The 24916-nt window shown below is 69.4% G+C and carries 23 protein-coding genes and 1 tRNA gene; 12 read left to right on the top strand and 12 right to left on the bottom strand.

The features are described from left to right. The first annotated feature begins 164 nt into the window (after positions 1-164). Both NB3_RS35990 and NB3_RS01570 read left to right on the top strand, forming a co-directional pair. On the top strand, positions 165-1043 hold the full coding sequence (locus tag NB3_RS35990) for an Abi-alpha family protein (RefSeq protein WP_084485574.1): 879 nt from the start codon (positions 165-167) through the stop codon (positions 1041-1043). Between the two features lie 414 nt (positions 1044-1457). Then, a complete protein-coding gene (locus NB3_RS01570; protein ID WP_067795817.1) occupies positions 1458-2033 on the top strand; it encodes a nuclear transport factor 2 family protein in 576 nt (191 codons plus the stop codon). A 1-nt stretch (position 2034) separates the two neighbouring features. On the opposite strand, the gene NB3_RS01565 is transcribed toward NB3_RS01570, so the two are convergent. Further along, a complete protein-coding gene (locus NB3_RS01565) occupies positions 2035-3678 on the bottom strand; it encodes a peptide chain release factor 3 (RefSeq protein ID WP_067795319.1) in 1644 nt (547 codons plus the stop codon). 302 nt (positions 3679-3980) lie between these two features. Between NB3_RS01565 and NB3_RS01560 the strand changes: the two genes are divergently transcribed. Then, a complete protein-coding gene (locus NB3_RS01560) occupies positions 3981-4583 on the top strand; it encodes a 50S ribosomal protein L25/general stress protein Ctc (RefSeq protein ID WP_067795315.1) in 603 nt (200 codons plus the stop codon). Beyond that, complete coding sequence (gene pth / locus NB3_RS01555; RefSeq protein ID WP_067795814.1) at positions 4576-5163, top strand: aminoacyl-tRNA hydrolase; 588 nt, start codon at positions 4576-4578, stop codon at positions 5161-5163. The genes NB3_RS01560 and pth overlap by 8 nt, the downstream gene beginning before the upstream one ends. A 157-nt stretch (positions 5164-5320) precedes the next feature. Here pth and NB3_RS01550 read toward each other — a convergent pair whose 3' ends face one another. Both NB3_RS01550 and NB3_RS01545 read right to left on the bottom strand, forming a co-directional pair. Continuing rightward, entirely contained in the window at positions 5321-6964 is a 1644-nt protein-coding gene (locus NB3_RS01550) for a fatty acyl-AMP ligase (protein WP_067795313.1), read from the bottom strand. Between the two features lie 98 nt (positions 6965-7062). Continuing rightward, entirely contained in the window at positions 7063-7734 is a 672-nt protein-coding gene (locus NB3_RS01545; RefSeq protein WP_067795310.1) for a lysophospholipid acyltransferase family protein, read from the bottom strand. A gap of 104 nt (positions 7735-7838) precedes the next feature. On the opposite strand from NB3_RS01545, the gene NB3_RS01540 reads away from it, so the two are divergent. Next, positions 7839-8399 (top strand): TetR/AcrR family transcriptional regulator, encoded by a 561-nt coding sequence (locus NB3_RS01540; protein ID WP_067795307.1) that lies wholly within the window; start codon positions 7839-7841, stop codon positions 8397-8399. A 15-nt stretch (positions 8400-8414) separates the two neighbouring features. Here the strand turns inward: NB3_RS01540 and NB3_RS01535 are convergent, their stop codons facing one another. Next, positions 8415-9605 (bottom strand): aminotransferase class V-fold PLP-dependent enzyme, encoded by a 1191-nt coding sequence (locus NB3_RS01535; protein WP_067795812.1) that lies wholly within the window; start codon positions 9603-9605, stop codon positions 8415-8417. A 175-nt stretch (positions 9606-9780) separates the two neighbouring features. Between NB3_RS01535 and egtA the strand changes: the two genes are divergently transcribed. The 4 genes from egtA (at position 9781) to egtD (ending at position 14452) form a co-directional block, all read left to right on the top strand. Then, entirely contained in the window at positions 9781-11118 is a 1338-nt protein-coding gene (gene egtA, locus NB3_RS01530) for an ergothioneine biosynthesis glutamate--cysteine ligase EgtA (RefSeq protein ID WP_067795304.1), read from the top strand. A 127-nt stretch (positions 11119-11245) separates the two neighbouring features. After that, a complete protein-coding gene (egtB, locus tag NB3_RS01525) occupies positions 11246-12592 on the top strand; it encodes an ergothioneine biosynthesis protein EgtB (RefSeq protein WP_244891730.1) in 1347 nt (448 codons plus the stop codon). Between the two features lie 66 nt (positions 12593-12658). Beyond that, positions 12659-13468 carry an ergothioneine biosynthesis protein EgtC gene (gene egtC, locus NB3_RS01520; RefSeq protein ID WP_067795299.1) on the top strand — a complete coding sequence of 270 codons (810 nt, stop codon included), beginning with the start codon at positions 12659-12661 and terminating at the stop codon, positions 13466-13468. A gap of 12 nt (positions 13469-13480) precedes the next feature. Then, a complete protein-coding gene (egtD, locus tag NB3_RS01515; protein ID WP_067795297.1) occupies positions 13481-14452 on the top strand; it encodes an L-histidine N(alpha)-methyltransferase in 972 nt (323 codons plus the stop codon). Positions 14453-14473: 21 nt separating this feature from the next. Here the strand turns inward: egtD and NB3_RS01510 are convergent, their stop codons facing one another. The 6 genes from NB3_RS01510 to NB3_RS01485 form a co-directional block, all read right to left on the bottom strand. Further along, positions 14474-15121, bottom strand: coding sequence for a DUF2461 domain-containing protein (locus NB3_RS01510; RefSeq protein ID WP_067795294.1), 648 nt, complete (start codon positions 15119-15121; stop codon positions 14474-14476). A 50-nt stretch (positions 15122-15171) separates the two neighbouring features. Next, positions 15172-16044 (bottom strand): hypothetical protein, encoded by an 873-nt coding sequence (locus tag NB3_RS01505; RefSeq protein ID WP_067795291.1) that lies wholly within the window; start codon positions 16042-16044, stop codon positions 15172-15174. A 100-nt stretch (positions 16045-16144) separates the two neighbouring features. Then, positions 16145-16402, bottom strand: coding sequence for a hypothetical protein (locus tag NB3_RS01500; RefSeq protein WP_067795289.1), 258 nt, complete (start codon positions 16400-16402; stop codon positions 16145-16147). 94 nt (positions 16403-16496) lie between these two features. Further along, positions 16497-17477, bottom strand: coding sequence for a ribose-phosphate diphosphokinase (locus tag NB3_RS01495; protein ID WP_067795286.1), 981 nt, complete (start codon positions 17475-17477; stop codon positions 16497-16499). Continuing rightward, on the bottom strand, positions 17474-18964 hold the full coding sequence (glmU, locus tag NB3_RS01490) for a bifunctional UDP-N-acetylglucosamine diphosphorylase/glucosamine-1-phosphate N-acetyltransferase GlmU (RefSeq protein WP_067795283.1): 1491 nt from the start codon (positions 18962-18964) through the stop codon (positions 17474-17476). The genes NB3_RS01495 and glmU overlap by 4 nt, the downstream gene beginning before the upstream one ends. A 90-nt stretch (positions 18965-19054) precedes the next feature. Beyond that, positions 19055-19125 (bottom strand) — tRNA-Gln (locus NB3_RS01485). A 711-nt stretch (positions 19126-19836) separates the two neighbouring features. Here NB3_RS01485 and NB3_RS01480 point away from each other — a divergent pair. Both NB3_RS01480 and NB3_RS01475 read left to right on the top strand, forming a co-directional pair. Further along, the gene (locus NB3_RS01480) at positions 19837-20451 is read left to right on the top strand and encodes a TetR/AcrR family transcriptional regulator (protein ID WP_067795280.1); all 615 of its coding nucleotides are present in this window, start codon (positions 19837-19839) and stop codon (positions 20449-20451) included. A gap of 181 nt (positions 20452-20632) precedes the next feature. Then, entirely contained in the window at positions 20633-21280 is a 648-nt protein-coding gene (locus NB3_RS01475; protein ID WP_067795276.1) for a TetR family transcriptional regulator, read from the top strand. A 422-nt stretch (positions 21281-21702) separates the two neighbouring features. Here NB3_RS01475 and NB3_RS01470 read toward each other — a convergent pair whose 3' ends face one another. Beyond that, the gene (locus NB3_RS01470; protein ID WP_067795274.1) at positions 21703-22173 is read right to left on the bottom strand and encodes a carboxymuconolactone decarboxylase family protein; all 471 of its coding nucleotides are present in this window, start codon (positions 22171-22173) and stop codon (positions 21703-21705) included. A gap of 112 nt (positions 22174-22285) precedes the next feature. Then, the gene (locus tag NB3_RS01465; protein ID WP_067795271.1) at positions 22286-23164 is read right to left on the bottom strand and encodes an oxidoreductase; all 879 of its coding nucleotides are present in this window, start codon (positions 23162-23164) and stop codon (positions 22286-22288) included. A 113-nt stretch (positions 23165-23277) separates the two neighbouring features. Here NB3_RS01465 and NB3_RS01460 point away from each other — a divergent pair, with 113 nt between their 5' ends. After that, positions 23278-24894, top strand: a complete 1617-nt coding sequence (locus NB3_RS01460) for a (2,3-dihydroxybenzoyl)adenylate synthase (RefSeq protein ID WP_067795809.1) — start codon at positions 23278-23280, stop codon at positions 24892-24894. The last annotated feature ends 22 nt before the right edge of the window (positions 24895-24916 follow it).

The following is a 24916-nucleotide window of genomic DNA, read 5'->3' as shown; positions in this document are numbered from 1 at the left end:
CGCCGCCTCACCGGCACCCAAAACTAGCACCCCCTCGGCGAAGAAACCTTATTGCGCGCCGCGTGCCGGTCGCACTGTCCGAGTCAGACGGTGCGAATGCCCCGCGACACAAGGGGAAGTAATCTGTGGGACGGATTCGTTCCCCCGGCGATATCGGAGAAAACGTGGCAGACGACAGGACCGGACAGGACGTGGCGCGGCCAGGTTCCCGCGCCGTCGAGCGCAGTTCGGATGTCGAACAGCGGCAGATCAGCAATGAGGCTCGGCTGATCCGCGGCGTGTTCCGCGCGGCCGGAGTGGCCGCCGGCACCGTCGTGCGCGGGAGTCAATGGGCGGTCGGCACGACCTACGAGGTCACCAGAGAGATCACCCAGGCCGCTCTGGACGGGGAGTCCTCAGCGGAGATCGCCGAGCGGACCGGAAACGCGTTGCGCTCCATCGCCCGCAGCGCGCTCGGCGTCACCGAGGGGTCGGTCCGGGAGATCGTCAGCTACGTCCCGACGTCGAATGGACCCACCTCGCAGCAGGCGCTGGCGGTGGGGCCGTACCTGCGCTCGGCGAGCACGGAGGAGCTGCGCCGCCGCGGCGACGCCCTGCTGGCCAGGTCCGCCGACGTCTACTTCACCGAGGACGTGCACCCGGCCTACGACCGCATCCTCGACGAACTCGCGCCCGACGAGGCGCGCATCCTGCGCTTCATGGCGCTCAACGGTCCGCAGCCGTCGGTCGACGTGCGCACCAACCGTCCGCTCGGCATCGGCTCGGAACTGGTGCAGGGCGATCTCACCTCCGTGCCCGAGCAGGCGGGGGTGCGCTACCCGGACCGGGCGCGGTCCTACCTGATCAACCTCAACCGCCTCGGGCTGACGCTGACCTCGGACGATCCGGTGGTGCTCAGCCGGTACATGGTGCTGGAGGTGCAGCCCGTGGTGGAGGCGGCGCTGAAGAAGGCGGGCCGGGCGCCGAAGATCGTGCGCAAGAGTCTCCGGTTGACCGAGTTCGGCGAGGACTTCTGCCGCACCTGCTTCACGATCGGGAGCTGACACCTCCCCGAAGTTGATCTTCGCCGGAATGTTCCGCGTCGTCGTGATAGCAATCTGATACAACTCTCCCAATCCGGCACTCGGGATGGGATTGTGGAGAGTATGGATCAGCGAACCGGCGGGCAGGGGCGCGGCGACCCAGGTTTGGGCATCGCCGGGCAAACGCGTAACGACCGGGGTAAGGGTCCCGGTAATCAGCAGCCCGACGACTCGGGATTTCCCCCGGGGCGCCAGGAGCGCGGCGGGGTGGACATCGATTCGAGTGCACCCGAGCCCGAGGAGCGAGACATCGATCCGGCCGGTCCCGGGCCGAGCCGCGGGCAGCGGGCGGCGAGCACCGGCGAACGCGATCCCGGCGACCGGCGCGCCGACGAGCGGCCGCGCTTCGACGCGGGGCCGATCGACTTCGGGCGGGTGCGAGACGATCCGCGGTCGGCACGCGGTCGCGACGAGGGGCGCGAGCCCGACGACGTATCGGCGATCTCCCGGCTGAAGTACCGGTACCTGCGCACCCTCGACACCAAATCATGGGATGATTTCGCCGACACCATGGTCCCCGAGGCGACCGCCACCTACAGCGAATATCTCCAATTCGAATCGCGCGAGGCGTTCATCGCGTTCATGCGCAACACGCTCGGGCCGCACGTGATCACCGAGCACCGCTGTGACCACCCCGAGATCGACGTCGACGGCGACACCGCCACCGGCACCTGGTACCTCGCCGACACCGTGCTCATTCCGGGCCACAACATGCTGCTGCGCGGCGCCGCTTTCTACACCGACCGCTACGTGCGCTGCGACGACGGGCGGTGGCGGATCTCGCACACCGGCTACGAACGCACCTACGAAGTGGTGCTGTCGCTCAGCGACCTGCCCAGTCTTCGCCTGACCTCCAGCCGCTGGGGCCTGATCGCCAAAGAGGACGGCATCTCGTCGATCGAACGCGATCCCGGCACCGCGCCGCTGCGACCGGAGTCCGAGGCAGGCTGACTCAGTCGGCGGTAGCGACCAGGGGCTCCAAGGTGAGCGCCGGGTGCTCCTTCTCGATGTATTGCAGCCGCCACTTGTCGCTGAACAACGCCAGCAGCGCACCGTCTGAGCGGGTGAACACCTCCACCCCGCGCTGCCGCCCGAGTTCCTCCGCCGACGCGGCGTCGGTGCGCCGGGCCAGCGTGTACCCGAGGTGCTCCATCGTGGTCTCGACGTTGAACTCCGCGAGCATGCGCGCGGTCACCACTTCGAACTGCATCGGGCCGACGGCGGCCAGCACCGGGGAGGCGTCGCCGCGGATGTCGTTGCGCAGCACCTGCACGACACCTTCGGAATCGAGCTGGTCGACGGCCTTGCGGAACTGCTTGTACTTGCCCGCGCTGCGCGCCCGCAGCACCGCGAAATGCTCCGGGGCGAACGAAGGGATCGGCGGGAACTCCACCTTCTTGTCCACGAACAACGTGTGTCCAGGAGCCAGCGCCGTCGCGTTGACCAGGCCGACGACGTCACCCGGATAGGCGGTGTCGACGGTGGCGCGCTCACGGCCGAACACGGTCAGCGCGTACTTGGTGGCGAACGGCCGCCCGGTCTGCGCGTGGGTGACCACCATGCCGCGTTCGAATTCGCCGGACACGATCCGCATGAACGCCAAGCGGTCGCGGTGGGCGGCGTCCATGCCCGCCTGCACCTTGAACACCACCGCGCTGAACGGGTCGCCGGTCTCGCGCGACTTGCCCTTGACGTCGCGTCGCGGACCGGGCGCGGGCGCGAGCGCCACCAGGGTCTCCAGCAGCTGCCGCACGCCGAAGTTCAGCATCGCCGAGGCGTAGATGACCGGCGAGGTCTGCCCGGCCAGGAACAATTCCTGGTCGTGGTCCTGGCCGGTGGCCGAAAGCAGCTCGCTCTCCTCCACGGCGGTGCTCCACGGTTCCCCTTCGCGCGCCTCGGCGGCTTCGGGCGTGAGCGACTCCTCCGGCGCGATGGTCGCGCCGCCTGCGGTGCGGGTGAAGTGGATGTATTCGAGCGGGGCGCCGTCCTGGCCGCGGCGCAGCAGGCCGCGGAAATCCCCTGCGATGCCGACCGGCAGGAACAACGGGGTGGGGGTGAGCCCGATCCGCTCGTTGATCTCGTCGAGCAGTTCCAGCGGCGCGCGGCCCGGCCGGTCCCACTTGTTGATCACGGTGATCACCGGGATGCCGCGGTGGCGGCAGACCTGGAACAGCTTCAGCGTCTGCGGCTCCAGGCCCTTGGCCGCGTCGATCAGCATCACCGCGGCGTCGACGGCGGTGAGCACCCGGTAGGTGTCCTCGGAGAAATCGGAGTGGCCGGGGGTGTCCACCAGGTTGATGACGCTGTCCACGTCGGAGCCCGCGGCCCGGTAGTTGAACTGCAGCGCGGTCGAGCTGACCGAGATGCCGCGGGCCTTCTCCATCTCCATCCAGTCCGAGACGGTGGACTTGCGCCCGGCCTTGCCGTGGATCGCGCCCGCCTCGGAGATCATCCTGGCGTGCAGGGCCAGCGCCTCGGTGAGCGTGGACTTGCCCGCGTCGGGATGGGAGATCACCGCGAACGTGCGCCGGCGGGCTACCTCGGCGGATAACCCACGGGATGCGGGCGCGACAACACCCTCAGGGGAGGCGCTCAACGCAAGACAACCTTTCGCAGACGACCGATCGGCAACCACGCCAGCGTACGCGACGCGCTCCAGCGCGAGCCGAACCGCCGGTGACCACCCGATTCCAAGAGCGCCTCTGCGCTGGGGTATGGTGTTCGGGTTGTCTCGGCGAGGGTGACCGCAGACCAGTTTTGCGACACCGTGATCGACGCGGCGCGGCTTCCGGCCGTCCCCGTTCGGTCTTCGCCCCGACGAATAGACCATCCGTCAGGTGTGCAGCACCCCTGACGTGTAACTGACAGCCCGGAAGAGCCGTAGGAGTAGATCCAGTCATGTCCGACGTCAACCTTCTCGAAGCAGCCGTACGCACGGAGTTCGGCAAGGGTGCCGCGCGCCGCACCCGTCGTGCGGGCAACGTCCCCGCCGTGCTGTACGGCCACCAGTCCGATCCGCAGCATCTCTCGGTGAACGCCCAGGCCTTCGCCGCCATCCTGCGTGAGCACGGCACCAACGCGGTGCTGAACCTCGTCATCGACGGCAAGAAGCAGCTCGCGCTGACCAAGTCCGTCGTCGTGCACCCGATCCGCCGCTACATCGAGCACGCCGACCTGCTGATCATCAAGCGCGGCGAGAAGGTCACCGCCGACGTGAACGTCACCGTCACCGGCGACGCCGCCCCCGGCACCCTGGTCACCCAGGAAGCCACCACCGTCTCCGTCGAGGCCGACGCGCTGAAGCTGCCCGAGGCCATCGAGGTCTCCGTCGAGGGCGTCGAGGCAGGCACCCAGATCACCGCGGGCGAGCTGCAGCTGCCCGAGGGCGTCGGCCTGGCCGCCGATGCCGAGACCCTGATCGTCAACGTCATCGCCGCCCCGGCCGCCGAGCCCGTCGAGGGCGAGGGTGCGGCCGAGGCCGAGGGCGAGAGCGCTGAGTAGTACCGAATCGTCCGCCGGGCCCGCGCTCGTCGTCGGATTGGGCAACCCCGGTCCCGAGTACGAGCGCACCCGGCACAATGTCGGTTTCCTGGTCGCCGACGTGCTCGCCGAGCGCGTCGGCGGCCGTTTCGGTGTGCACAAGAAATCCGGTGCCGACCTGCTGCAGGCGCGGCTGGACGGACGCCAGGTGCTGATCGCCAAGCCGCGCTCTTTCATGAACCTGTCCGGCAGGCCGGTGGCCGCGCTGGCGAAATTCTTCTCCGTGCCGCCGACCGAGGTGATCGTCGTGCACGACGAGCTCGACCTGCCGTTCGGCGCGATCCGGCTCAAGCGCGGCGGCGGCGAGGGCGGGCACAACGGTCTTCGCTCCGTCTCCAGCGCCCTGACCACCAAGGACTACCTGCGCACCCGGATCGGCATCGGCCGCCCGCCGGGCCGCCAGGACCCGGCCGATTACGTGCTGAAGCCGTTCTCGGCGCCGGAGCGCAAGGAGGTCCCGGTGATCGTCGAGCAGGCCGCCGACGCGGTGGAACTGCTGCTGCGCGTGGGGCTGGAGACCGCGCAGAACCAAGTGCACTGAGCCGCGAGCTCCGCCGGGAACGAGTCGGCCTTCCCCGAGGATCGCCGTAGGGCAGCGATCCCGCTGCGGCGTCCCGGCGGCCCAGCCCGTCGGACGGGCGGTACGAGGCCCGGGCCGCCGCTGACCAGTGCTTCGGTGACCGGTGCTCCGGATCCGTTCACAGATGGATCGCGGTCGCCGCCCTGCGCAGTTTGCCGGAGGACGTCTTCGGCAACGCCCCTGGGCCGAGCACGGTGACGGTGCGCGGCCGTGCGCCGACCTCGGCGAACACCGCGTGCACGATCTCGCGCTCGATGCGCTTGACCTCTTCGGGATCCTGGTGGCTCCCGCTCTCCACCACGACGGCGAAGCTCTCCCGCTTCTGCCCCGCGTCCAGGCGCACCGCCACCGCGTTGCCGGGCCGGACGCCTTTCACCCTGGACGCGGCGCGCTCGATATCGGTGGGGTAGATGTTGCGACCGCCCATGATGATCACGTCTTTGATCCGGCCGCACACCACGATCAGTCCCTCGTCGGTGAAGTAGCCGATGTCGCCGGTGTCCAGCCAGCCGTCTTCGTCCTGGGCCGATTGGAATCCGTCCACCGTCAGGTACCCGGAAGTGACCGCGGGACCGCGCAATTCGATCACACCCACCGAACGAGGCGGCAGCGGTTGACGTTCGCTGTCGACGATCCTGCCCTCCAGGTTGTCGACCAGGTAGCCGAGGGTGGGCAATCGCCGGATGTTCGCCGGTTGGCCGTGCTCCTCCGGAACTGGCACCGCCTTGCCGATCGCCTCGAGCAGATCGGCGTCGATCACGTCGAGCACCTGTCCGTGCCCGGGGTCGGGGATCGATACGGCGAGCGTGGTCTCGGCCATGCCGTAGACCGGGGTGAGCGCCATCGGGTTGAGCCCGAAGCGTTTTCCGGCCTCGGCCAGCGCCTCCATGGTGTCGGGGTCCACCGGCTCGGCCCCGTTCCACATGTACCGCACGCTGCTGAGGTCGAACGCGCCGTCGTCGGCCTGCCGCAGCCGCCTTGCCAGCAGCGAGTAAGCGAAATTGGGTGCGGCGGTGACAGTTCCGCGGTACTTGCTGATCAGCTCGGCCCACAGCAGCGGCCGGGTGAGGAAGTCCAGCGGCGTCACGCACACCACTTCGGCGCCGATCTGCATAGGGACACTGAGGAATCCGACCATGCCCATGTCGTGGAACAGCGGCAGCCAGCTGACCATCACGTCGTCGTCGAGCTGGAATTTCACCCGGTCGAACATGGCGTAGGCGTTGACGAAGAAGTTCTCGTGCGTGATCCGCACCGCCTTGGGCGAGCCGGTCGAGCCGGAAGTCAACTGCTGCAAGGCGATATCGTCCTCGGTGGTCGGCACCGGATCGGTATCGGGGCCGTCGGGCAGTTGGTCGATGCGCACGACGGTGATGCCGCGTTCGCGCAACAGCGGCTCGGCCGCCTCGAACGGCGCGCCGAGCACGACCGCGCGCGCTTGGATCATGGTCAGCACGGTTTCGGTGTCGCGCGCCCAGACCACCAGGTCGGTGCGCGGAGTCGGCTGGTGGAGCATGGTGATCGACGCGCCGCGCATCCACACGGCTTGGCAGGCGGGGGCGATGTCGACCGGCATGCCCGCGAGCACGCCGACCGCGTCACCGTGCCCGATGCCGGCTTCGGCCAGTCCGCCCGCCATGCGCCGGGCGATGCGGTGGATCTCGGTCCAGGTGCGCCGCAACGGGGAGCCGGGCTCGCCGGTCACCAGTCCGCGCTCGGAGGTCTGTGCGGTCGCGTACATCTCGTCGGTGAACCTGCTCAAAGTCCCAACTCCTCCATCACCAACCGTCGCCGGAAGCGGCCTCCCCCAACTATCACGCCATAGTGACTCAGCGTTAACCCCATTTCCAGGGGCGCAGGTCAGGGGCGCGAAACGGCGGCCGGAAAGGTCGCGGCGTAATGATCGACGTAGCGGCGGCCCGAGCGGGCGGCCAGTTCGCGCATCAACTCGTCGGTCGCGGCGCGCACCTGGTGGCGCTGCTCGGCGGGTGGATAGCGGCGCGGCGCGCCGAACGTGATGCGCACCTTGCCGAAACGCAGCAGACGGCTGCCGCGCGGATTCACCCGATCGGTGCCCGAGATGGTCACCGGAACGACGGGCGCGCCGGTGGCCATGGCGACCCGCAGGGTGCCGGTGCGGCCGCGATAGACGCGCCCGTCGGGTGAACGGGTACCTTCGGGATGGATCGCCCAGACCCCGCCGTCGGCCAGGATGCGGGTGGCGGCGGTCAGTGCCGCGGCGGCCGCGTCACCACCGGTCCGATCGACCGGGACTTGTCCGGAGACCGAGTAGAACCAGCGGTTGATCCGGCCGCGCACGCCCTTCCCCGTGAAGTACTCCTGCTTCGCCAGGAACGTCACCCGCCGTGGCACGACCAGCGCGAGGTAGAGCGAGTCGATCACGGCGAGGTGGTTGGCCGCGATGATCACCGGCCCGGTGCGCGGAACGTTGTCCAGCCCTTCGATCACCGGCCTGCCGAGCAACCGCAGCAGCGGACCGAGCAGGACGTACTTGAAGAGCGGATACCACACGGGAACCTCCTGGTGAGTGAGCGTAGACATTGTCTACCCGATCTTGTAGACAGTGTCTACGCCCGGCGTGCGATGGGGCAGCGGCGGGCGTAGACAATGTCCACATGGCCGAGAGCGAGTCGCTGCGAGATCGACTGGTCGACGCGGGCGTCGATCTGCTCGAAGAGGTCGGCGCCGCCGGACTGGGACTGCGGGTCATCACCAGGGCCGCGGGCGTCTCACACGGTGCGCCGCGGCGCTATTTCCCCACCCACCGCGCACTGCTCGCCGCCATCGCGGCGCGCGGGTTCGCCGACCTCGCGGACCGGTTCGCCGCGGTGGACGCCGGGGCGGCGCGCGACCGGCTCGCCGGGATGAGCGGCGAGTACATCGAGTTCGCGGCGCGGCGGCCGGAGATGTTCACCCTGATGTTCCGGCACGACCTGCTCGAGGGCTCCGGCGAGAACCTGCGGTCGGTCAGCCTGCCGCTGTTCGCGCGGTTCGCCGAGCTGGTCGGCGCGGCGGCGGAATCGAGCGCGATCGATCCCCGCCACCGCGCGATCGCCCTGTGGACCAATGTGCACGGAATCGCCACCGCGCGGGCCAATCGCAGCCTGCGCCTGGTCGACCCGGAAGCGGACGCGGCGGCTCTGGTGGCCAGGGCACTGGCGGTGCACCTGGCCTGACCTGTTCCTCGTGGTTCAGCCGCGCAGCCGCGCCACCGCGGCGACGAAGCGGTCGAGTTCGTCGAAGCCGACGAAGCAGTGCGGCGAGGCGCGCACGACGGAGGCCAGGCCGCGGCCGGTCATGTCGAGCAGGGTGGAACTCGCGTGACTGACCGTGACGGTGATGTCCTGTGCCAGCAGCCGGTCGCGCACCTCGACGGGCTCCACGCCGTCGACGGTGAACGACACGATGCCGCTGTGCCGGATGCCTTGATCGCGCACGGTGACGCCGGGAATCTCCGGCAGCGCCTTGCGCAGGTGCTCGGCGCGGGCCGCGATCGCGGCGTAGACGTTCTCCGGGCCCAGCTCGAGCAGATACCGCACGGCGGCGCCGAGGCCGAGGCGGGCGGCGACGTCGCATTCCCAGAATTCGAAGCGGCTGGCGTCCGGCGCGAGCCGGTAGTCGTGCGGGCCGGTCCATTCCGCGCTGTGCAGGTCGAGCCGTCCGGGTTCCAGCGAGCGCGCCAACTCCGGCCGCAGATACAGGAATCCGGTGCCGCGCGGGCCGCGCAGCCACTTGCGACCCGTGGCCGACAGGGCGTCCACACCCAGCTCGGCCACGTCCAAGGGCAACTGCCCCGCGGACTGACAGGCGTCGAGCAGCACCAGCGCGCCGACCGAGTGCGCGATCCTGGTCGCCTCGGCGGCCGGATTCACCAGCCCGCCGTTGGTCGGCGCGTGCAGCACCGACACCAGCTTGACCCGCTCGTCGACCAGGTCGGCCAGCGCGTCGAGGTCGATCTGCCCGCTGCCGTCGCTGGGGATCTTCTCCACCGTGGCGCCGGTGGCGCGGGCGCGTTGCAGGGCGGCGATCGCATTGCTGGCGTAGTCCGCCTCGGAGACCAGGATGCGGTCGCCCGCCGCGAGCGGGACCGAATAGAAGAAGTCCGCCCAGGACCGGGTGGCGCTGTCGCTGAGCGCGATGCTCTCGGGCTCGGCGTTGATCAGCGCGCCGATCGCGGTCTTGACATCGGCGAGATCGTCCAGCCGCTCGTTCGCGGCGCGATAGCCGCCGATCTCCGCTTCCCGCCGCAGATGGGCGACGACGGTGTCGGTGACGACCCGCGGCGGCAGCGACGATCCGGCGCTGTCGAGGAAAACGGGTCCTGGTTCCGGCCCGGAAACGCATCCGGGAGTGTCGGCTCGTACGCGGGCGTCATCCAGCATGGAGCCGACCTTATCGGGTGGATTGTTCGGCTTCATGTCGGTTTCTTGTCGGTCGGCGTGGCTACGCTGGATGGATCGCCGCACGTGGATTTCGGCCTTGGAGTGGAATACCTCCACGCCGAATGGCGATAACCAAGAACAGCGGACAACGTCCCGACGCCCACTGGAGGTTGGCATGGCGGTCACGCTCGAGAGTCCTGAGTCGGCCGGTTGTGCCACCGAGCAGGGAGAACTGTCCTCCCGCGCGGCGGCGGAAGCCTTTATCGGCGGAGTGTGCTTCAAGCTCGGGCCACCCGCGCTGATCGGCGCCGAACTCGAATGGCTCACGGTGCAGGGTGAGTGTTCGGCGTCGGGTCCTTCGGCGGCTCCGCGCCCCCAGTTGTCCGCCTTGGCGGACGCTCTCGGACCGTACGCACCACGGTCCATCGCCCCTGATTCGCCGGCGCTCACGCTGCCGGGGGGCAGCCGGGTCACTCTGGAACCCGGTGGTCAAATCGAACTCTCCAGCGCTCCTTACGACGCTGCCGCCCAGCTGTGTGATCGGCTGCGCGACGATGCCCGCCTGTTGCGGGAACTTCTCGAATCCCGGGCCATCCGCCCCGTTTCCGTCGCCGCCGACGCGGACCGCCGCCCCAAACGCTTGCTTCAGCTTCCGCGCTACCGCGCGATGGAGCGCTCCTTCGGCGGTATCGGACCGTTCGGCAAGCTGATGATGTGCAATACCGCGGCCACCCAGGTCAGCGTCGACGCGGGCGCCGACCGCGCGGACGTCACCGCGCGGTGGACCGCCCTGTACGCCGTCGGCCCGGCACTGCTGGCCGCCTTCGCCTGTTCACCCGTTCTGCGTGGCGCGCCGCCGGGAACGTGGGCCTCCCAGCGCATGCGGGCCTGGCTGCGGCTGGACAACGCGCGCACCCGTCCGCCGGTGCTGGACTGGACCGATCCGGTGGCCGCCTACGGCAGATGGGCGCTGGACGTGCCGCTGTTGTGCGTGCGCGGGCCCGGCGACGAAGCGGAACGCGGCGACGGCGCCGAGTGGTCCGCGCCGCCGGGGGCCACCTTCGCCGACTGGCTGTCCGGCGCGCTGGACGACGAGGTGGGCCGCCGCCCCGATACCGGCGATCTCGCGTATCACCTCACCACGCTGTTCCCGCCGGTGCGCGCGTCCGGCCACCTGGAGGTCCGCTACATCGACGCGCAGCCCGGTGACGCGTGGACCGTTCCGGTGCACGTCTTCGACGCGCTCATGTCCAGCCCCGAAGTGGTCGCGGAGGCGAGCTCGATCGCGGCGCCGCAGGCCGGCCGCTGGGTCGATGCCGCGCGCTACGGATTGGCCGATCCGGACATCCGGGCCTGCGCGGTCGCGCTGCTGCGCCTCGCGGCCGAGCACACCGCGACCGATGACGCGGCCCGCGCCGTCGAATCCGCCGCCGAACGATGTCGCCGTGGTCGCACGCCGACCGAGGACGCCACCGAGCGCCTCGATCCGCGGCCTCCGGAGGCCGTGACGTGACCAGCACCGAGCCGCGCTTTCCCGACGGCCACCCGGTCCATCGGACCGGCGTGTGCCCCATCGGCCGCAGCCGCACCGAGGCCGCTCACGCCCACGACGATCATCACGAATCCCGGAGATGTTTCCAGTGACCACTTTCCATCCCGCCCCGACCGACAACTCCGGCACCGAACAGCTCAGGGACCGGATCGCCGCCGTTCTCACGCGCGCGAGGCAGCGCACGCTCACGCTGACCGACTGCGTCGACGAAGCCGAACTCGTGGCCCAGCATTCGCGTCTGATGAGCCCCCTGGTCTGGGACCTGGCGCACATCGGCAATCAGGAAGAACTCTGGCTCGTGCGCGACGTCGGCGGACGCGACCCGGTGCGCGCCGACATCGACGAGCTCTACGACGCCTTCAAACACGCCCGCGCGAACCGGCCCACGCTGCCACTGCTCGATCCCGCCCAGGCCCGCGACTACGTCGGCACCGTGCGCGACAAGGTCTTCGACGTGCTCGAGCGCAGCGACCTGCGCGGCCGTCCGCTGCTCGACGCCGGATTCGCCTTCGGCATGATCGCCCAGCACGAGCAGCAGCACGACGAGACCATGCTGGCCACCCACCAGTTGCGCACGGGCGCCGCCGTGCTCGCCGCGGCGGACGCGCCTGCCGCGACGGCGACCGTCGGCGGGGAAGTCGTCATCCCGGCGGGCGAATTCACCATGGGCACCTCGACCGACCCGTGGGCGCTGGACAACGAGCGTCCCGCCCATCCGGTCCACGTGGCCGGTTTCGCGATCGACGCCGCGCCGGTGACCAACGAGCAGTACCTGGCCTTCGTCGACGACGGCGGCTACGACCGCCCCGAACTCTGGTCCGAGCGCGGCTGGGCGCATCGCGTCGAGGCGGGCCTGGTCGCGCCGCAGTTCTGGGAGCGCGATCCGTCCGGGCGCTGGTGGCGGCGGGTGTTCGGGGTGATGACCCCACTGCGTCCCCGGCAGCCGGTGGTGCACGTGTGCTGGTTCGAGGCCGAGGCGTACGCGAACTGGGCGGGCAAGCGCCTGCCCACCGAAGCCGAGTGGGAGAAGGCGGCCAGATTCGACCCCGCCACCGGCGCGTCGCGCCGATTCCCTTGGGGCGACGCCGATCCCGATGACGCCACCGCGAATCTCGGGCAGCGGCACCTGGAGCCCGCCGAGGTGGGCGCGTATCCGGCCGGTGCGTCTGCCGCGGGCGTGCACCAGTTGATCGGGGACGTGTGGGAATGGACCGCTTCGGGTTTCGAACCGTACCCCGGATTCCGCGCGTTCCCCTACCGGGAGTACTCCGAGGTGTTCTTCGGCGGTGACTACCGGGTGCTGCGCGGCGGTTCCTTCGGCACCGATCCGGTGGCCTGCCGCGGCACCTTCCGCAACTGGGATCACCCCATCCGCCGCCAGATCTTCGCCGGGTTCCGCCTGGCGCGGGATCTGCGGCCGGGAGAAGGGGAGTGAGCGGCGCCGGTCGTGCCCGGCGATGGTGTGCGGCGCGCGGCCCGCGCCCGGCGACGGCGGGTGCGGATGTGTAGACACCTGGGCTACGTCGGCCCGCCGGTGCGGGTGGGCGACATGGTGACCCTCGGTTCCCATTCGCTGCGCACCCAGGCGTGGGCGCCGCGCGACATGCGGCACGGCGGCACCATCAACGCCGACGGTTTCGGCGTCGCCTGGTGGCGCGGCTCGGAACACGACACGGTCACCGTCAGCCGTTACCGCAACGCCGCGCCGATCTGGACCGACCCGGCCGTGGAAGAGGTATTGCCGCAGCTGGAGTCGGCCGCGGTGCTGGCGGCGGTGCGGTCGGCCACGGTCGGCATGCCGGTCGAGCGGTCGGCGTGCGCACCGTTCACCCGGGACCGCTGGGCGTTCAGCCACAACGGCGTCGTGCCCGACTGGCGGCGCACCCTCACCGACGTGGCGGCCGAGTTCGCCATCGTCGCGAGCGACCTCGGCGCCGAGGATCTGTTCACTCCGGCGCGGCTGCTGGAGGCGGAATCGGCCACCGACGCGGCCACGCTCTGGGTGCTGCTGTGCGACCTGCTGTCCACCGGAGCCCCGGACGGCGAGTGGTCAGCGGCTCCGGCGGCACTGCGGCTGCTCGTGTCCGCGGTCCTCGATCGGGCGCCGCAAGCGCGCCTGAACCTCCTGCTCTCCGATGGCGCCCAACTGTGGGCGACCACTTGCCACCATTCGCTATCGGTGCTGGTCACCGATGATTTCGCCCTCGTGTCCTCCGAACCGTTCGACGACGACCCCCGCTGGCAGCCGATCCCGGACCGCAGCCTGGTGAGCGCCAGGCCCGGCGCGTTGTCCGTCGACCCCCTCCTCTGAAAGGCCGGTGCCATGACCGCAGTCACGCTGGACATCCACCTGACCGAAGACGACCTGAACACCGCGCTGCGCTCGGACGCCGAGCTCGGGCTGACCGCCGACCCGAAGTGGTTGCCGCCCAAATGGTTCTACGACGCCAAGGGCAGCGAGCTGTTCGAGCGCATCACCGAGCTGCCCGAGTACTACCCGACGCGGACCGAGCGCGCGCTGCTCGAGCGTGTGGTCGACGAGATCGCCGACGCCGCTCAGGCCGAGGTGCTGGTCGAACTCGGCGCGGGCTCGGCGGCGAAGACCCGTCTGCTGCTCACCGCTCTGAGCGCGCGCGGTCCGTTGAAGAAGTATGTGCCGCAAGATGTCTCGTCCGCGGCGCTGCGCGCGGCCGCCGATCAGGTCGCGGTCGAATTCCCCGGCCTCGGGGTGCACGGTGTGGTCAGCGATTTCACCGACTCGTTGGACAATCTGCCGCGCGGCGGACGCCGGATGATCGCGTTCCTCGGCGGCACCATCGGCAACCTGGTCCCCGCGGAACGGGCGGAATTCCTCGCCAGGATCCACGACGTGCTCGAGCCGGGGGAGCAACTGCTGCTCGGCGCCGGGCTGGTCACCGATCCGGCGGTGCTCGTTCCCGCCTACGACGACGCCGCGGGCGTCACCGCCGAGTTCAACCGGAACGTGCTGCACGTGTTGAACGCTCGCCTGCGCGCCGACTTCGCGCCGGAGAAATTCCGGCATGTCGCGGTGTGGGACGCCGAGCGGGAGTGGATCGAGATGCGGCTCGAGGCCGGCGAGGACATGACCGTCACCGTCGGCGAACTCGGCCTCACCGTGCGCTTCGGCCGCGGCGAACAGATGCGCACCGAGATCTCCGCCAAGTTCAGGGTCGACGGCCTCGCATCCGAACTCGCCGCCGCGGGCTTCGCCACCGGCCACGTGTGGACCGATCCGGACGATCGCTTCGCACTGCTGCTCGCCGGGCGGCGCTGACCACGGGCCTCGCGGCGGCGCTCACCACGACGGCGCGCCGCCGACCACCGCGCCGAGCCACTCGACCAGCGGCCGCATCGTCTCCCAGGCGGCGCGCACCTCCTTCGCGGTGCGCGGCGTGTCCAGCCAGGCGGGCGCGCCGAATTCCCGGCCGCAGGTGATGGACTTGTGGCGCAGCAGGTCGATGCGCGGGTGGTCGGCGTCGTAGCCCTTGGGTTTGGTCTTCAGCTTCTCGCCGCCGATGGTGAAGCCCGCGTCGGTGAGTTTCGCCAGGATCGCCGCCAGCTCGGGGCCGCGCACCTCGTCATCGATGGTGGCGCGCAGCTGCGCGAGCTGCTCCTGCGAGCCCTGGTAGAAACCGCCGCCGACGAACAAGCCCGCCGCGTTGATCTGGACATACCAGCCGACTCCCGCCGCGGCGCGCACCACGGCGCCCTGCGCGGTCTTGTACGGGGACTTGTCCTTGGCGAAGCGCACGTCGCGGTAGGGCCGGAAGATCTTGGCCGTCCCGAAGTCGGGCTCCAGCTCGGCCACGAGCGCCTTCATGGGCGCGAGCACCGACTCGTCGTAGATCTTCTTGTGCGCGGTCCAGAACGCTTTGGAGTTGTCGGCCTCCAAGTCTTCGTAGAAGTCCAGCCCAGCGAGCGGGAAACCCGCGAATCCGGTCATGCCCGCACACCCGCCGCGCTGATGTCACCCGATTGACGCATACCGAAAATCTACGTCGTGATGTCTCCGCCGAACACGGCGAATCCCACGATGAGGCCGATCACCATCCCGACGGCCGCCGCGATCGCTGCCCATTTGCCGAGTGATTCGCCCTTGTTGCGCCCGATCAAGCCGAGGATTATCCCGGCCGGACCGAACAGGATCGGGCAGAACAGCACGGCGGTGATCGCGCAGACGAAACCGATGATCGAGTACACCTGGCTGCCCGTCTGCTTCGGCGGGGTGCCGTAGGGCTCGTATCCCTGCTGGGGATAGGGCGGGTAGCCGTACTGCGGCTGCTGCGGCCCGGACGCCGGATAGCCGTAGCCACCGCCCTGCGGGTACTGGGGCTGCCCGGTCGGCGGATACGGCTGCTGAGAGGGGTGCGGCTGCTGGAACTCGCCGGGCTGTGCGGTCGGCGGATAGGGCGGTTGCCCGCCCGACCCGTATTGCGCGTGCTCGTCGGGCGTGAACCGGTTCGTCGGTTCGTCGGCCGGAGGCTGCGGCGCGGACCCCGACGAGGCCGTCCCCGGCCCGGCGGGTTCGGCGCCCCAGGACTGCTGCTCACCACCGCCGTTGGCGCCCCATGGGCGTGGTTCGGCGGGTTGACCGCTGGGCTCGGCGCCCCACTGGCCGCCCAGCGGTCCGGCGGGAGGCGGGCTGCTGGACTGCCACCATTGGTCGGCCGGGCCCTCCTCGTGTTCCGGCGGTCGTGCGGCGGCGGGGTCGTGCTCGGTGGGCTGCCCGCCGGGCGCCTGCGCCGGAGTGGCGCCGGTCGCGGGTTCGGCGGGCTTGTCACCGGAGGTCTCCCTGGCCGGCTCCGATGACGACTCCGGCGGCCGCTGTTCGTCGCCGGTGTGGTCCGGATCCTTCGGCGTGCTCATCGCACCCTCCTCGTGTCGTCCCGGTCACGCAACCTATGCCTACCACGGCGAACGCCCGGTCATAGCCGATTGCTACAGGCGCGTCGGGAACGGAGCGGGCTCAGAGGTCCTCGTCGTCGACGATCTCGATCGCGGCCACCTCGGCGGATCGGTCGTCGGCCCGGTCCTCGGCCCGCGTGTCGCGGGCCGTCCACTCCTCACCCAGCTCGTCCTCGATGCCGAGCGTGCCGTCGTCCTCGTCCTCGTGGTAACGAATGCGCAGGTCGTCGGGCGGATCCTCGATGTTGCGCCGGTACTCGCGGATCTCGTCCTCCTGCTCGTCGTCGCCCATGTCGGTCTCCAACGGGTCACGGTTCATACCCTCGGTATCCCCAGTGAGCGCCGTGGCTAACGCGGCCACGAAAACGGCGGCCCCGACCGAAGCCGGAGCCGCCGTTCTCGCGATACGAGTGCTATGCGTTGCCGTTGAAAAGACCGGTCACCGAGCCGTTCTCGAAGACCTCGCGGATGGTGCGGGCCAGCAGCGGCGCGATGGAGAGCACGGTCAGCTGCGGGAACTTCTTGTCCTCGGACAGCGGCAGGGTGTTGGTCACCACGACCTCCTTGGCACCGCAGTTCGCGAGGCGCTCGGCGGCGGGCGAGCTCAGCACGCCGTGGGTCGCGGCGATGACCACGTCACCCGCGCCCGCGTCCTTCAGCACCTTGACCGCGCCCGCGATGGTGCCGCCGGTGTCGATCATGTCGTCGATCAGGATGCAGGTGCGGCCCTCGACCTCGCCGACCACGCGGTTGGACTTGACCTGGTTGGGCACCAGCGGGTCGCGGGTCTTGTGGATGAAGGCCAGCGGCGAGCCACCCAGCGAGTCGGCCCACTTCTCGGCGACGCGCACGCGGCCGGAGTCGGGGGACACGACGGTGATGTGCTCGAGGCTGTAGTTGGTGCGGATGTACTCCGCCAGCTGCACCTGCGCGTGCATGTGGTCGACCGGGCCGTCGAAGAAGCCCTGGATCTGGTCGGTGTGCAGGTCGACGGTGATGATCCGGTTGGCGCCCGCGGTCTTCAGCAGGTCGGCGACCAGGCGGGCCGAGATGGGCTCGCGGCCGCGGTGCTTCTTGTCCTGGCGGGCGTACGGGTAGAACGGCAGCACCGCGGTGATCCGCTTGGCCGAGCCGCGCTTGAGCGCGTCGATCATGATGAGCTGTTCCATCAGCCACTGGTTCAGCGGAGCGGGGAAGCTCTGCAGGACGAAGGCGTCGGAGCCGCGCACCGACTCCTCGAACCGGACGAAGATCTCGCCGTTGGCGAAGTCCCGCGCGACCTGCGGGGTGACGTGGACGTCGAGTTCCTTGGCGACCTGCTCGGCCAGCTCAGGATGGGCGCGTCCCGAGAAGAGCATCAGGTTCTTCTGGTTGTCGATCCATGACGCGGTCACTGCTGATTGCCATCCTTTTGCTCTATTGCCTGACCCGACATCTCCTTGGCCGCGATGGCTTCCGCCGCCGCGCGCGCCGCGTCCGTCCCTGGACGGTGTCGCTGCACCCAGCCCTCGATGTTCTTCTGCGGTCCACCGGACACCGCGAGAGCTCCGGGCGGAACGTTTCTGCGCAGTACAGTACCCGCCGCCGTATAGGCTCCGTCACCCACCGTCACCGGCGCGACGAACATGGTGTCGCTGCCGGTGCGCACGTGCGAGCCGACGACGGTGTGGTGCTTGCTGACGCCGTCGTAGTTGACGAAGACGCTGGACGCGCCGATGTTGCTGTACTCGCCGATGGTGGCGTCGCCGACGTAGGTCAGGTGCGGGACCTTCGAATGCGCGCCGATGGAGGCGTTCTTGGTCTCGACGAACGCGCCGAGCTTGCCCGCGTCGCCGACGATGGTGCCGGGACGCAAGTAGGCGAACGGGCCGATGGTGGCCTTCGGGCCGATGGTGGCGCCCTCGCCGTGCGTGCGGACGACCTTCGCCCCGTCGCCGACGATCACGTCGGTGAGCGTGCTGTCCGGCCCGACCTCCGCGTCCTCGCCGACGACCGTGTTGCCGAGCAGTTGCACGCCGGGCCGGATCACCGCGTCCCTTCCGATGCGCACGCTGGCGTCCACCCAGGTGGAAGCCGGATCCATGATCGTGACGCCCGCGCGCATGTGACGTTCCAGGATGTAGCGGTTGAGCGTGCGGGCCGCCGAGGCCAGCTGCACCCGGTCGTTGACCCCGGTGACCTTGGCCGCGTCGACCAGGCGCGCGCCGTGCACGGGGTGACCGGCTTCCCTGGCCAGGCGCAGCACGTCGGTCAGGTACAGCTCGTGCTGGGCGTTGGCGGTGGAAAGGCGGCTGATCATGGTGCGCAGCACCGCGGCGTCGAACGCGTACACGCCGGAATTGACCTCGGTGATCGCGGCCTGTTCCGGGGTGGCGTCGGCGTGTTCGACGATCTCGGCGAGCTGGCCTTCCGCGTCGCGGACGATGCGGCCGTAGCCGTTGGGGTCCGGCGGCACGAAGGTCAGCACGGTGACCGCGGGGCGTTCGGCGTAGCTGCGGTGCTCGTCGAGCAGCGCGGCCAAGGTGTGCCCGTCCAGCAGCGGCACGTCGGCGGAGGTGACCAGCACGTCGCCGGTGAAGCCGACCGGCAGGGCGGCCAGCGCGCACTGCACCGCGTGCCCCGTGCCGAGCTGCTGTTCCTGGATCGCCGGGGTGATCTCCCTGGCGAGATCGTCGGCGACCGCGGCCACCGCCGCGCCGACCTGTTCGCGATCGTGCCCCACCACGGTGATGAGGTACGCGGGGTCGATCTCGTTCGCCGCATGCAGCGCGTGCGCGAGCATGCTCCGTCCGGCCAGCGAATGCAGGACCTTGGGGGTCTTCGACCGCATTCGTGTCCCGGCACCGGCTGCGAGAACGACGACGGCGGTCTGCTGTGGCATGGATCTCCCTCGGCTGCCTGTCCTCGTGCTGGGCGTCGTCGTGCTTGGTCAGCGATGTGCGGGCCAACGATAAGTCATCGTGCTCTCGAGCTCCGCCGCCAGGACTCGAACCTGAACTCTCTGAACCAAAATCAGATGTGCTGCCATTACACCACGGCGGATTGCCACATCGGCGGTTGGCGAAACCCCCGCCGGTGTGCCACGGCACGGGATGAATCCTCGCATACTCGGCCGCCTCCCCGCGAATTGTTCTCCGCGTCGCTTCTGGTATTCGCGCCGGACCAGCGGGGGAGCGCGGGCGTCCTCCGGCCGGGCAGCGCTCAGGGCGCGGATCGCCGGAGGTCGCCGCCGACGGCGGAGGGCCGCCCCGCCGCTGGCCGATCGCCGCCGCCGCTGCCCGGCGCGCCCGCTGAGCCCTGCTTGCGGCGACTACAGCGTGCGCCCGACGACCGGATTCCGGCAATCGGCCGATTGGTTACGTGACCCTTGATTTCGTTCGGACATGGGTAACTCACCGGGGACGCCCGAAAGCCGAGCGGCACACACGCAGGACCTGAACGCGAATCCCGCGCTCGCCGACCGGTACGGCCTGAAGGCGCGGAGAGGCGGCACAGAGAGGCGGTCTGCGTGAGCCCCGGAGAAGCGGACTTCCGACCGGTCTGGGACAGTGGTATCCGAATGTCGGTGTCGTGCGTCGGAGCCCGATGCGACGGCTGACCCGGCACGCGCGAGGGCAATCCGCCGGGCGCTGTCCCGGCCATGCGACCGTCGGCTCGGAGGGGCCTTCCCGGCACTCACGACCGGCAACAACGCGGGAAGGGCGGAGGAGCAGGGTGTCTTCGGGTGAGTCGCATCGAGTGTCCCGGCCGCGGATGACCGGCACCCAGCGGCGTCAGCAGCTGATCGAGATCGGGCGCGCGCTGTTCGCCGAACGCGGCTACGACGCGACCTCCATCGAGGAGATCGCGCAACGCGCCCAGGTCTCCAAACCCGTGGTGTACGAACACTTCGGCGGCAAAGAAGGGCTGTACGCGGTCGTCGTCGATCGGGAGATGTCCATGCTGCTGGACATGATCACCTCCTCGCTCACCCGCAACCGGTCGCGTATCCGGCTCGAACAGGTCGCGCTGGCGCTGCTGACCTATATCGAGGAACGGACCGACGGGTTTCGAATTCTGGTGCGCGATCAGCCCGCCGCCGCCGCCGAGGGCAGGTACTCCAGTTTGCTCAACGAGGCGACCAATCAGGTGGCGCACATCCTGGCCGGAGATTTCGAGCGGCGCGGGTTCGACACCAGTCTGTCCACCCTGTACGCGCAGGCGCTCGTCGGTCAGGTCGCCACCGCCGCGACCTGGTGGCTGGACGAGCGCAAACCGTCGAAAGAGGTTGTGGCGGCCCACTTGGTGAACCTGTGCTGGAACGGGCTGAGCCATCTGGAAGCCGATCCGCAGCTGAGTTCGGAATGGCGCGCGGGCGCCGGTGAGTGACCCGGATTGTTAACCAGCAAATTGCGCGACGGGTCTCGCCGAATGCTCGAATTGGCTGCCGGGCGCGCGCCTGGTGGTACGGTTCACCCATCCTTTGGGTGCTGTTCGGGCGGTAAGTCGGTCAACTTCGGGATGTCGGTCTACTTCAGGATGGCTGGTTTTGGGATGACAGGCGGATCTGATGGCTAGGCAAGCGCGCGCGGAGATCACCCGCGACTCCGTCCTGGCGGGCGCTGCCGATGTCTTTCTGCGCTTGGGATATGCGAACGCGAGCCTGAGCGAGATCATCGCGCAGTCCAACGTGACCAAGGGCGCCTTGTATTTTCACTTCGGCTCCAAGGAAGAGCTGGCGCGCGCCGTGGTCGACCAGGGCAACGAGCGACTGACCAGCTCGTGTCAGGGCTTCTTCGATCCCAGGGTGCCCGCGCTGGAAGCGTGCATCGGCATCACCTATGTCGTCGCCGATCTATCCATGAACGACCCGATGGTCGGCGCGATGCTGAAGCTCAACCACCAGATCGGCGACTACCGCGGCGCCCAAGGCGACAACATCGCCAAGAACTGGGGCGACACCTACCGGCTGCTCGCCGAGCGGGCCATCGCCCAGGGCGACCTGATCGCCGACCTGGACGCCGAGGTCATCGGCCTGCTGTGGCAGGAGATGGCCGCGGGCGTGCACATCATCGCCGTCGGCACCGAATCCATCGACCAGATGGCGGTCCGGATGGAACGCGCGTGGTACTTCCTGCTCCCGGCCATCGTCCCGGCCGAAAAGCTGTCGTACTTCAGGGAATTCGCGGCAAGACGGTTGCGGCGCTACGTGCCGTGACGTTTGGCCGCGACTTCGTCGCGGCGTGTTCGCGGCCCTCTTGTGGCTCGCGTCCGAGTGACCGCCGCTTGCTCCTTCGTCGCGTACGCGGCGGCCACTCGGACGCGAGCCGGGCCGCGAACGGAACAGGCTCGGTCTCGCTTCGCTCGAAACCGGGAGCTGGGCCGGTGTGGTTGCGTTCGAAAGTGCTGGGGCGCAACAGTCCCGGTGTACGAGGGATCACCTGCGCGGGCACCACTGTTGGCCTTTGCTCAATCGAACGCTGACTCCAGGGACACCCGGAGCAGCCCCTACAAACGCCGTTCGCAGCACACGAGAAAAGAGGCCGCGAACGGCGCAGGTGTTGCCGGAATTCGGCTCATCCCCACGGTCTGAGCAGGTATCACCCCGCCGGAGTGCGGGCGATGCCATGTAGTCCGGATTCACCCCCACTGGCCGGGGACGTAGCTGCCCGCGGGGGTGCGGGCGATGACGTTCATCCGGTTCCAGGCGTTGATCATCGCGATGGCGGCGATGAGGGCGGCGATCTGGTCGTCGTCGTAGTGCTTGCGCACCTCCTGCCAGACCGCGTCGCTGACCGCGCGTCCGTCACCGATCCGGGTGGCCTCCTCGGTGAGCGCCAGTGCGGCGCGCTCGGCCTCGGTGAAGACGGTGGCCTCGTGCCAAGCGGCGATCAGGTTGAGCCGCACCGAGGTCTCGCCCGCGTGCGCGGCGTCCTTGGTGTGCATGTCGGTGCAGTAACCGCAGCCGTTGATCTGGCTGGCGCGAATCTTCACCAACTCATAGGTCGCGGCGTCCAGAGTGGAATCGTTGATCACCTTGGAGGCCGTGGTGAGCCGCTTGATGAAGCTGGCGCCGACCGAGTTGCCGAAGAGTTCGAAGCGCTGTTCCATGATGTCCGTCCTTGTCGTTCCCTTTGGGTTCATCAAGAGGACGACGCGGAAAGACGGAGTGTGACAACGCCTTATGAGACGTGGATCACATCAGGCTCGAGGTGGGTGGCGTTCATTTCGTGAAGTCGTAGCTGACTCCGGTCAGCTTCTCCGACAGCTCCCACAAGTCGGCCGCGACCTTCTCGTCCCTGGACGCCTTCGACGATCCGGACGGGCCGGGGTATCCCCGCATGCCACCGAGCCCGGTGGGGCCGTAGTAGCCGCCCGGTTGGACTTCGGCGGTCGCGGCGTAGAGCGTCGGCAGCGCGCCCATCGCGGCGTTCTGCGCCAACAGCCGATTACCCACCCACATCACCCGGTCGAGGAAAGACTCGGTGTGCGACTGCAACTCGGTGGACGCGTAGCCGGGATGCGCGGCGACCGACAGTTTCGCCGAGCCCGCCGCGGTCAGCCTGCGCTGCAGCTCGCGCGCGAACATCAGGTTGGCCAGCTTGGCCTGCCCGTATGCGGCCCACCGCTGATACTTGCGCCGCTCCCAGTTGAGATCGTCCAGGTCGATCTTGCCGACCTGGTGCGCACCACTGGAGACGGTGACGATCCGGTCGGAGATCTTGTCAAGCAGCAGCCCGGTGAGCGCGAAGTGACCGAGATGGTTTGTGCCGATCTGTTTTTCGAATCCGTCCGCGGTGCGGCCTTCGGGAACCGCCATCACACCGGCGTTGTTGATCAGCACATCGGCCCCGTCGACGTTCTGGGCGAAGGCGCGGACCGAGGCGAGATCGGCGAGATCCAGTTCGCGCACCTGCGCCCGCTCGCCCAGTTCGGCGGCCACCCGCTCGCCCTTGGCGACGTTCCGGCAGGCGAGCACGACCTCGCCGCCCGCCGCGGCCAGTGCGCGCACCGTCTCGGCTCCCAGGCCGCTGTTGGCCCCGGTCACGATGAACTTTCGGCCGCTCTGGTCGGGGATGTTCGAGGTGTCCCACCTGGTCATGCCGGAAAGTCTAGTGCGCGGCGGCGCACGGCGGCAGGTTCGAACACACCCGGGGTGAAGTAGGGTTGCCTAACCTACTTAGGGAACCCTTTGCTTGATTTGTGAGGCAGACCGTGACTTCCACACCGACCGAGTCCGCGCATCGCGACGGCTATGTATCTTTCCCCGCCCACGCGGCCGCGGAGTACCGGGCCGCGGGCTACTGGGCCGGGCGCCCGCTCGGTGATCTGCTGCGCGCGAGCGCACTCCGGCAGCCCCAGCGTCCCGCGCTGCTCGACGCGGAGGGCCCGCGCAGTTACGCCGATATCGACGCCGCCGCGGACCGGATGGCCCACGGGCTGCTGGCGCTCGGCATCGCTCCCGGCGACCGCGTGGTGGTGCAGCTGCCCAATGTGCCCGAGTTCCTGACCGTGTTGTTCGGCCTGCTACGCGCCGGGATCATCCCCGTGTTGAGCCTGCCCGCGCACCGCAGGGCCGAAATCGAGCATCTGGCGCGGCTTTCCGACGCGGTCGGCTACATCGTCGCCGACCGGGTGGCCGACTTCGACTACCGCGAGCTGGCTTCGACCGTGCGCGACGCGGTGCCGTCGCTGCGCCACGTGCTGGTGCTCGGCGATCCGGGCCCGTTCACCGACCTCGCCTCGGTGCCGCGCGACGGCGGCGAGCTGCCCGAGATCGATCCGGGCGACATCGCCCTGATGCTGGTGTCCGGCGGCACCACCGGCCTGCCGAAGCTCATCGCGCGCACGCACGACGACTACGTCTACAACGCCACCGCCGGCGCCGAGGTGTGCGCGCTGACCGAAGAGGACGTCTATCTCGCGACGCTGCCCGCCGCCCACAACTTCCCGCTGGCCTGCCCCGGCATCTTCGGCACCATCGGAGTGGGCGGCGCGGTCGCCTTCGTCGGCGACCCGAGCCCGGAGAGCGCGTTCGCGGCGATCGAGCGGCACCGGGTCACGGTCACCGCCGTCGTGCCGCCGCTGGCCCAACTCTGGTGCGCGGCGACCGAATGGGAAGAGGCCGACCTGAGTTCGCTGCGCCTGCTCCAGGTGGGCGGCGCACGACTGGCGGAGGTCAACGCGAAAGAGGTGACCCCGGCGCTGGGCGCGACCCTGCAGCAGGTGTTCGGCATGGCGGAGGGCCTGATCAACTACACCAGGCTGGACGACCCGGCCGAACTGCTGCACACCACCCAGGGCAGGCCGCTCTCACCGGCCGACGAGATCCGCGTGGTGGACGGGGACGGCAACGATGTGGCGCCCGGCGCGGAGGGCGAGTTGCTGACCAGGGGGCCGTACACCATCCGCGGTTACTATCGCGCACCCGAACACAATGCGCGCGCCTTCACCCCCGACGGGTTCTACCGCAGCGGCGATCTGGTCCGCCGCCTGCCCAGCGGGCACCTCGTGGTGTCCGGCCGGATCAAAGACGTGATCAACCGTGGGGGCGAGAACGTCTCGTGTGACGAACTCGAGGAACATCTGCTCGCCCATCCCGCCGTCCGGCACGCCGCCGCGGTCGGGCTGCCCGACGCGGCGCTGGGCGAAAAGGTTTGCGCCGTCTTGGTCGTAGACGGCGAGATGCCGACGCTGGCCGAGCTCAAGTCCTTCCTCGCCGCGCGCGGCCTGGCCACCTACAAACTGCCCGACGTGCTGCGCCGCAGCGACAAGTTGCCGATCACGGCGGTCGGCAAGATCGACAAGAAGGCGCTGCGCGCCGAGCTGTAGCGCCGAGGGAACGGGCAGCGCA

The organism is Nocardia beijingensis NBRC 16342, assembly GCF_001612785.1.
In the GTDB taxonomy this organism is placed as follows: domain Bacteria; phylum Actinomycetota; class Actinomycetes; order Mycobacteriales; family Mycobacteriaceae; genus Nocardia; species Nocardia beijingensis.
This window is presented reverse-complemented; position numbering and strand designations above follow the sequence as displayed.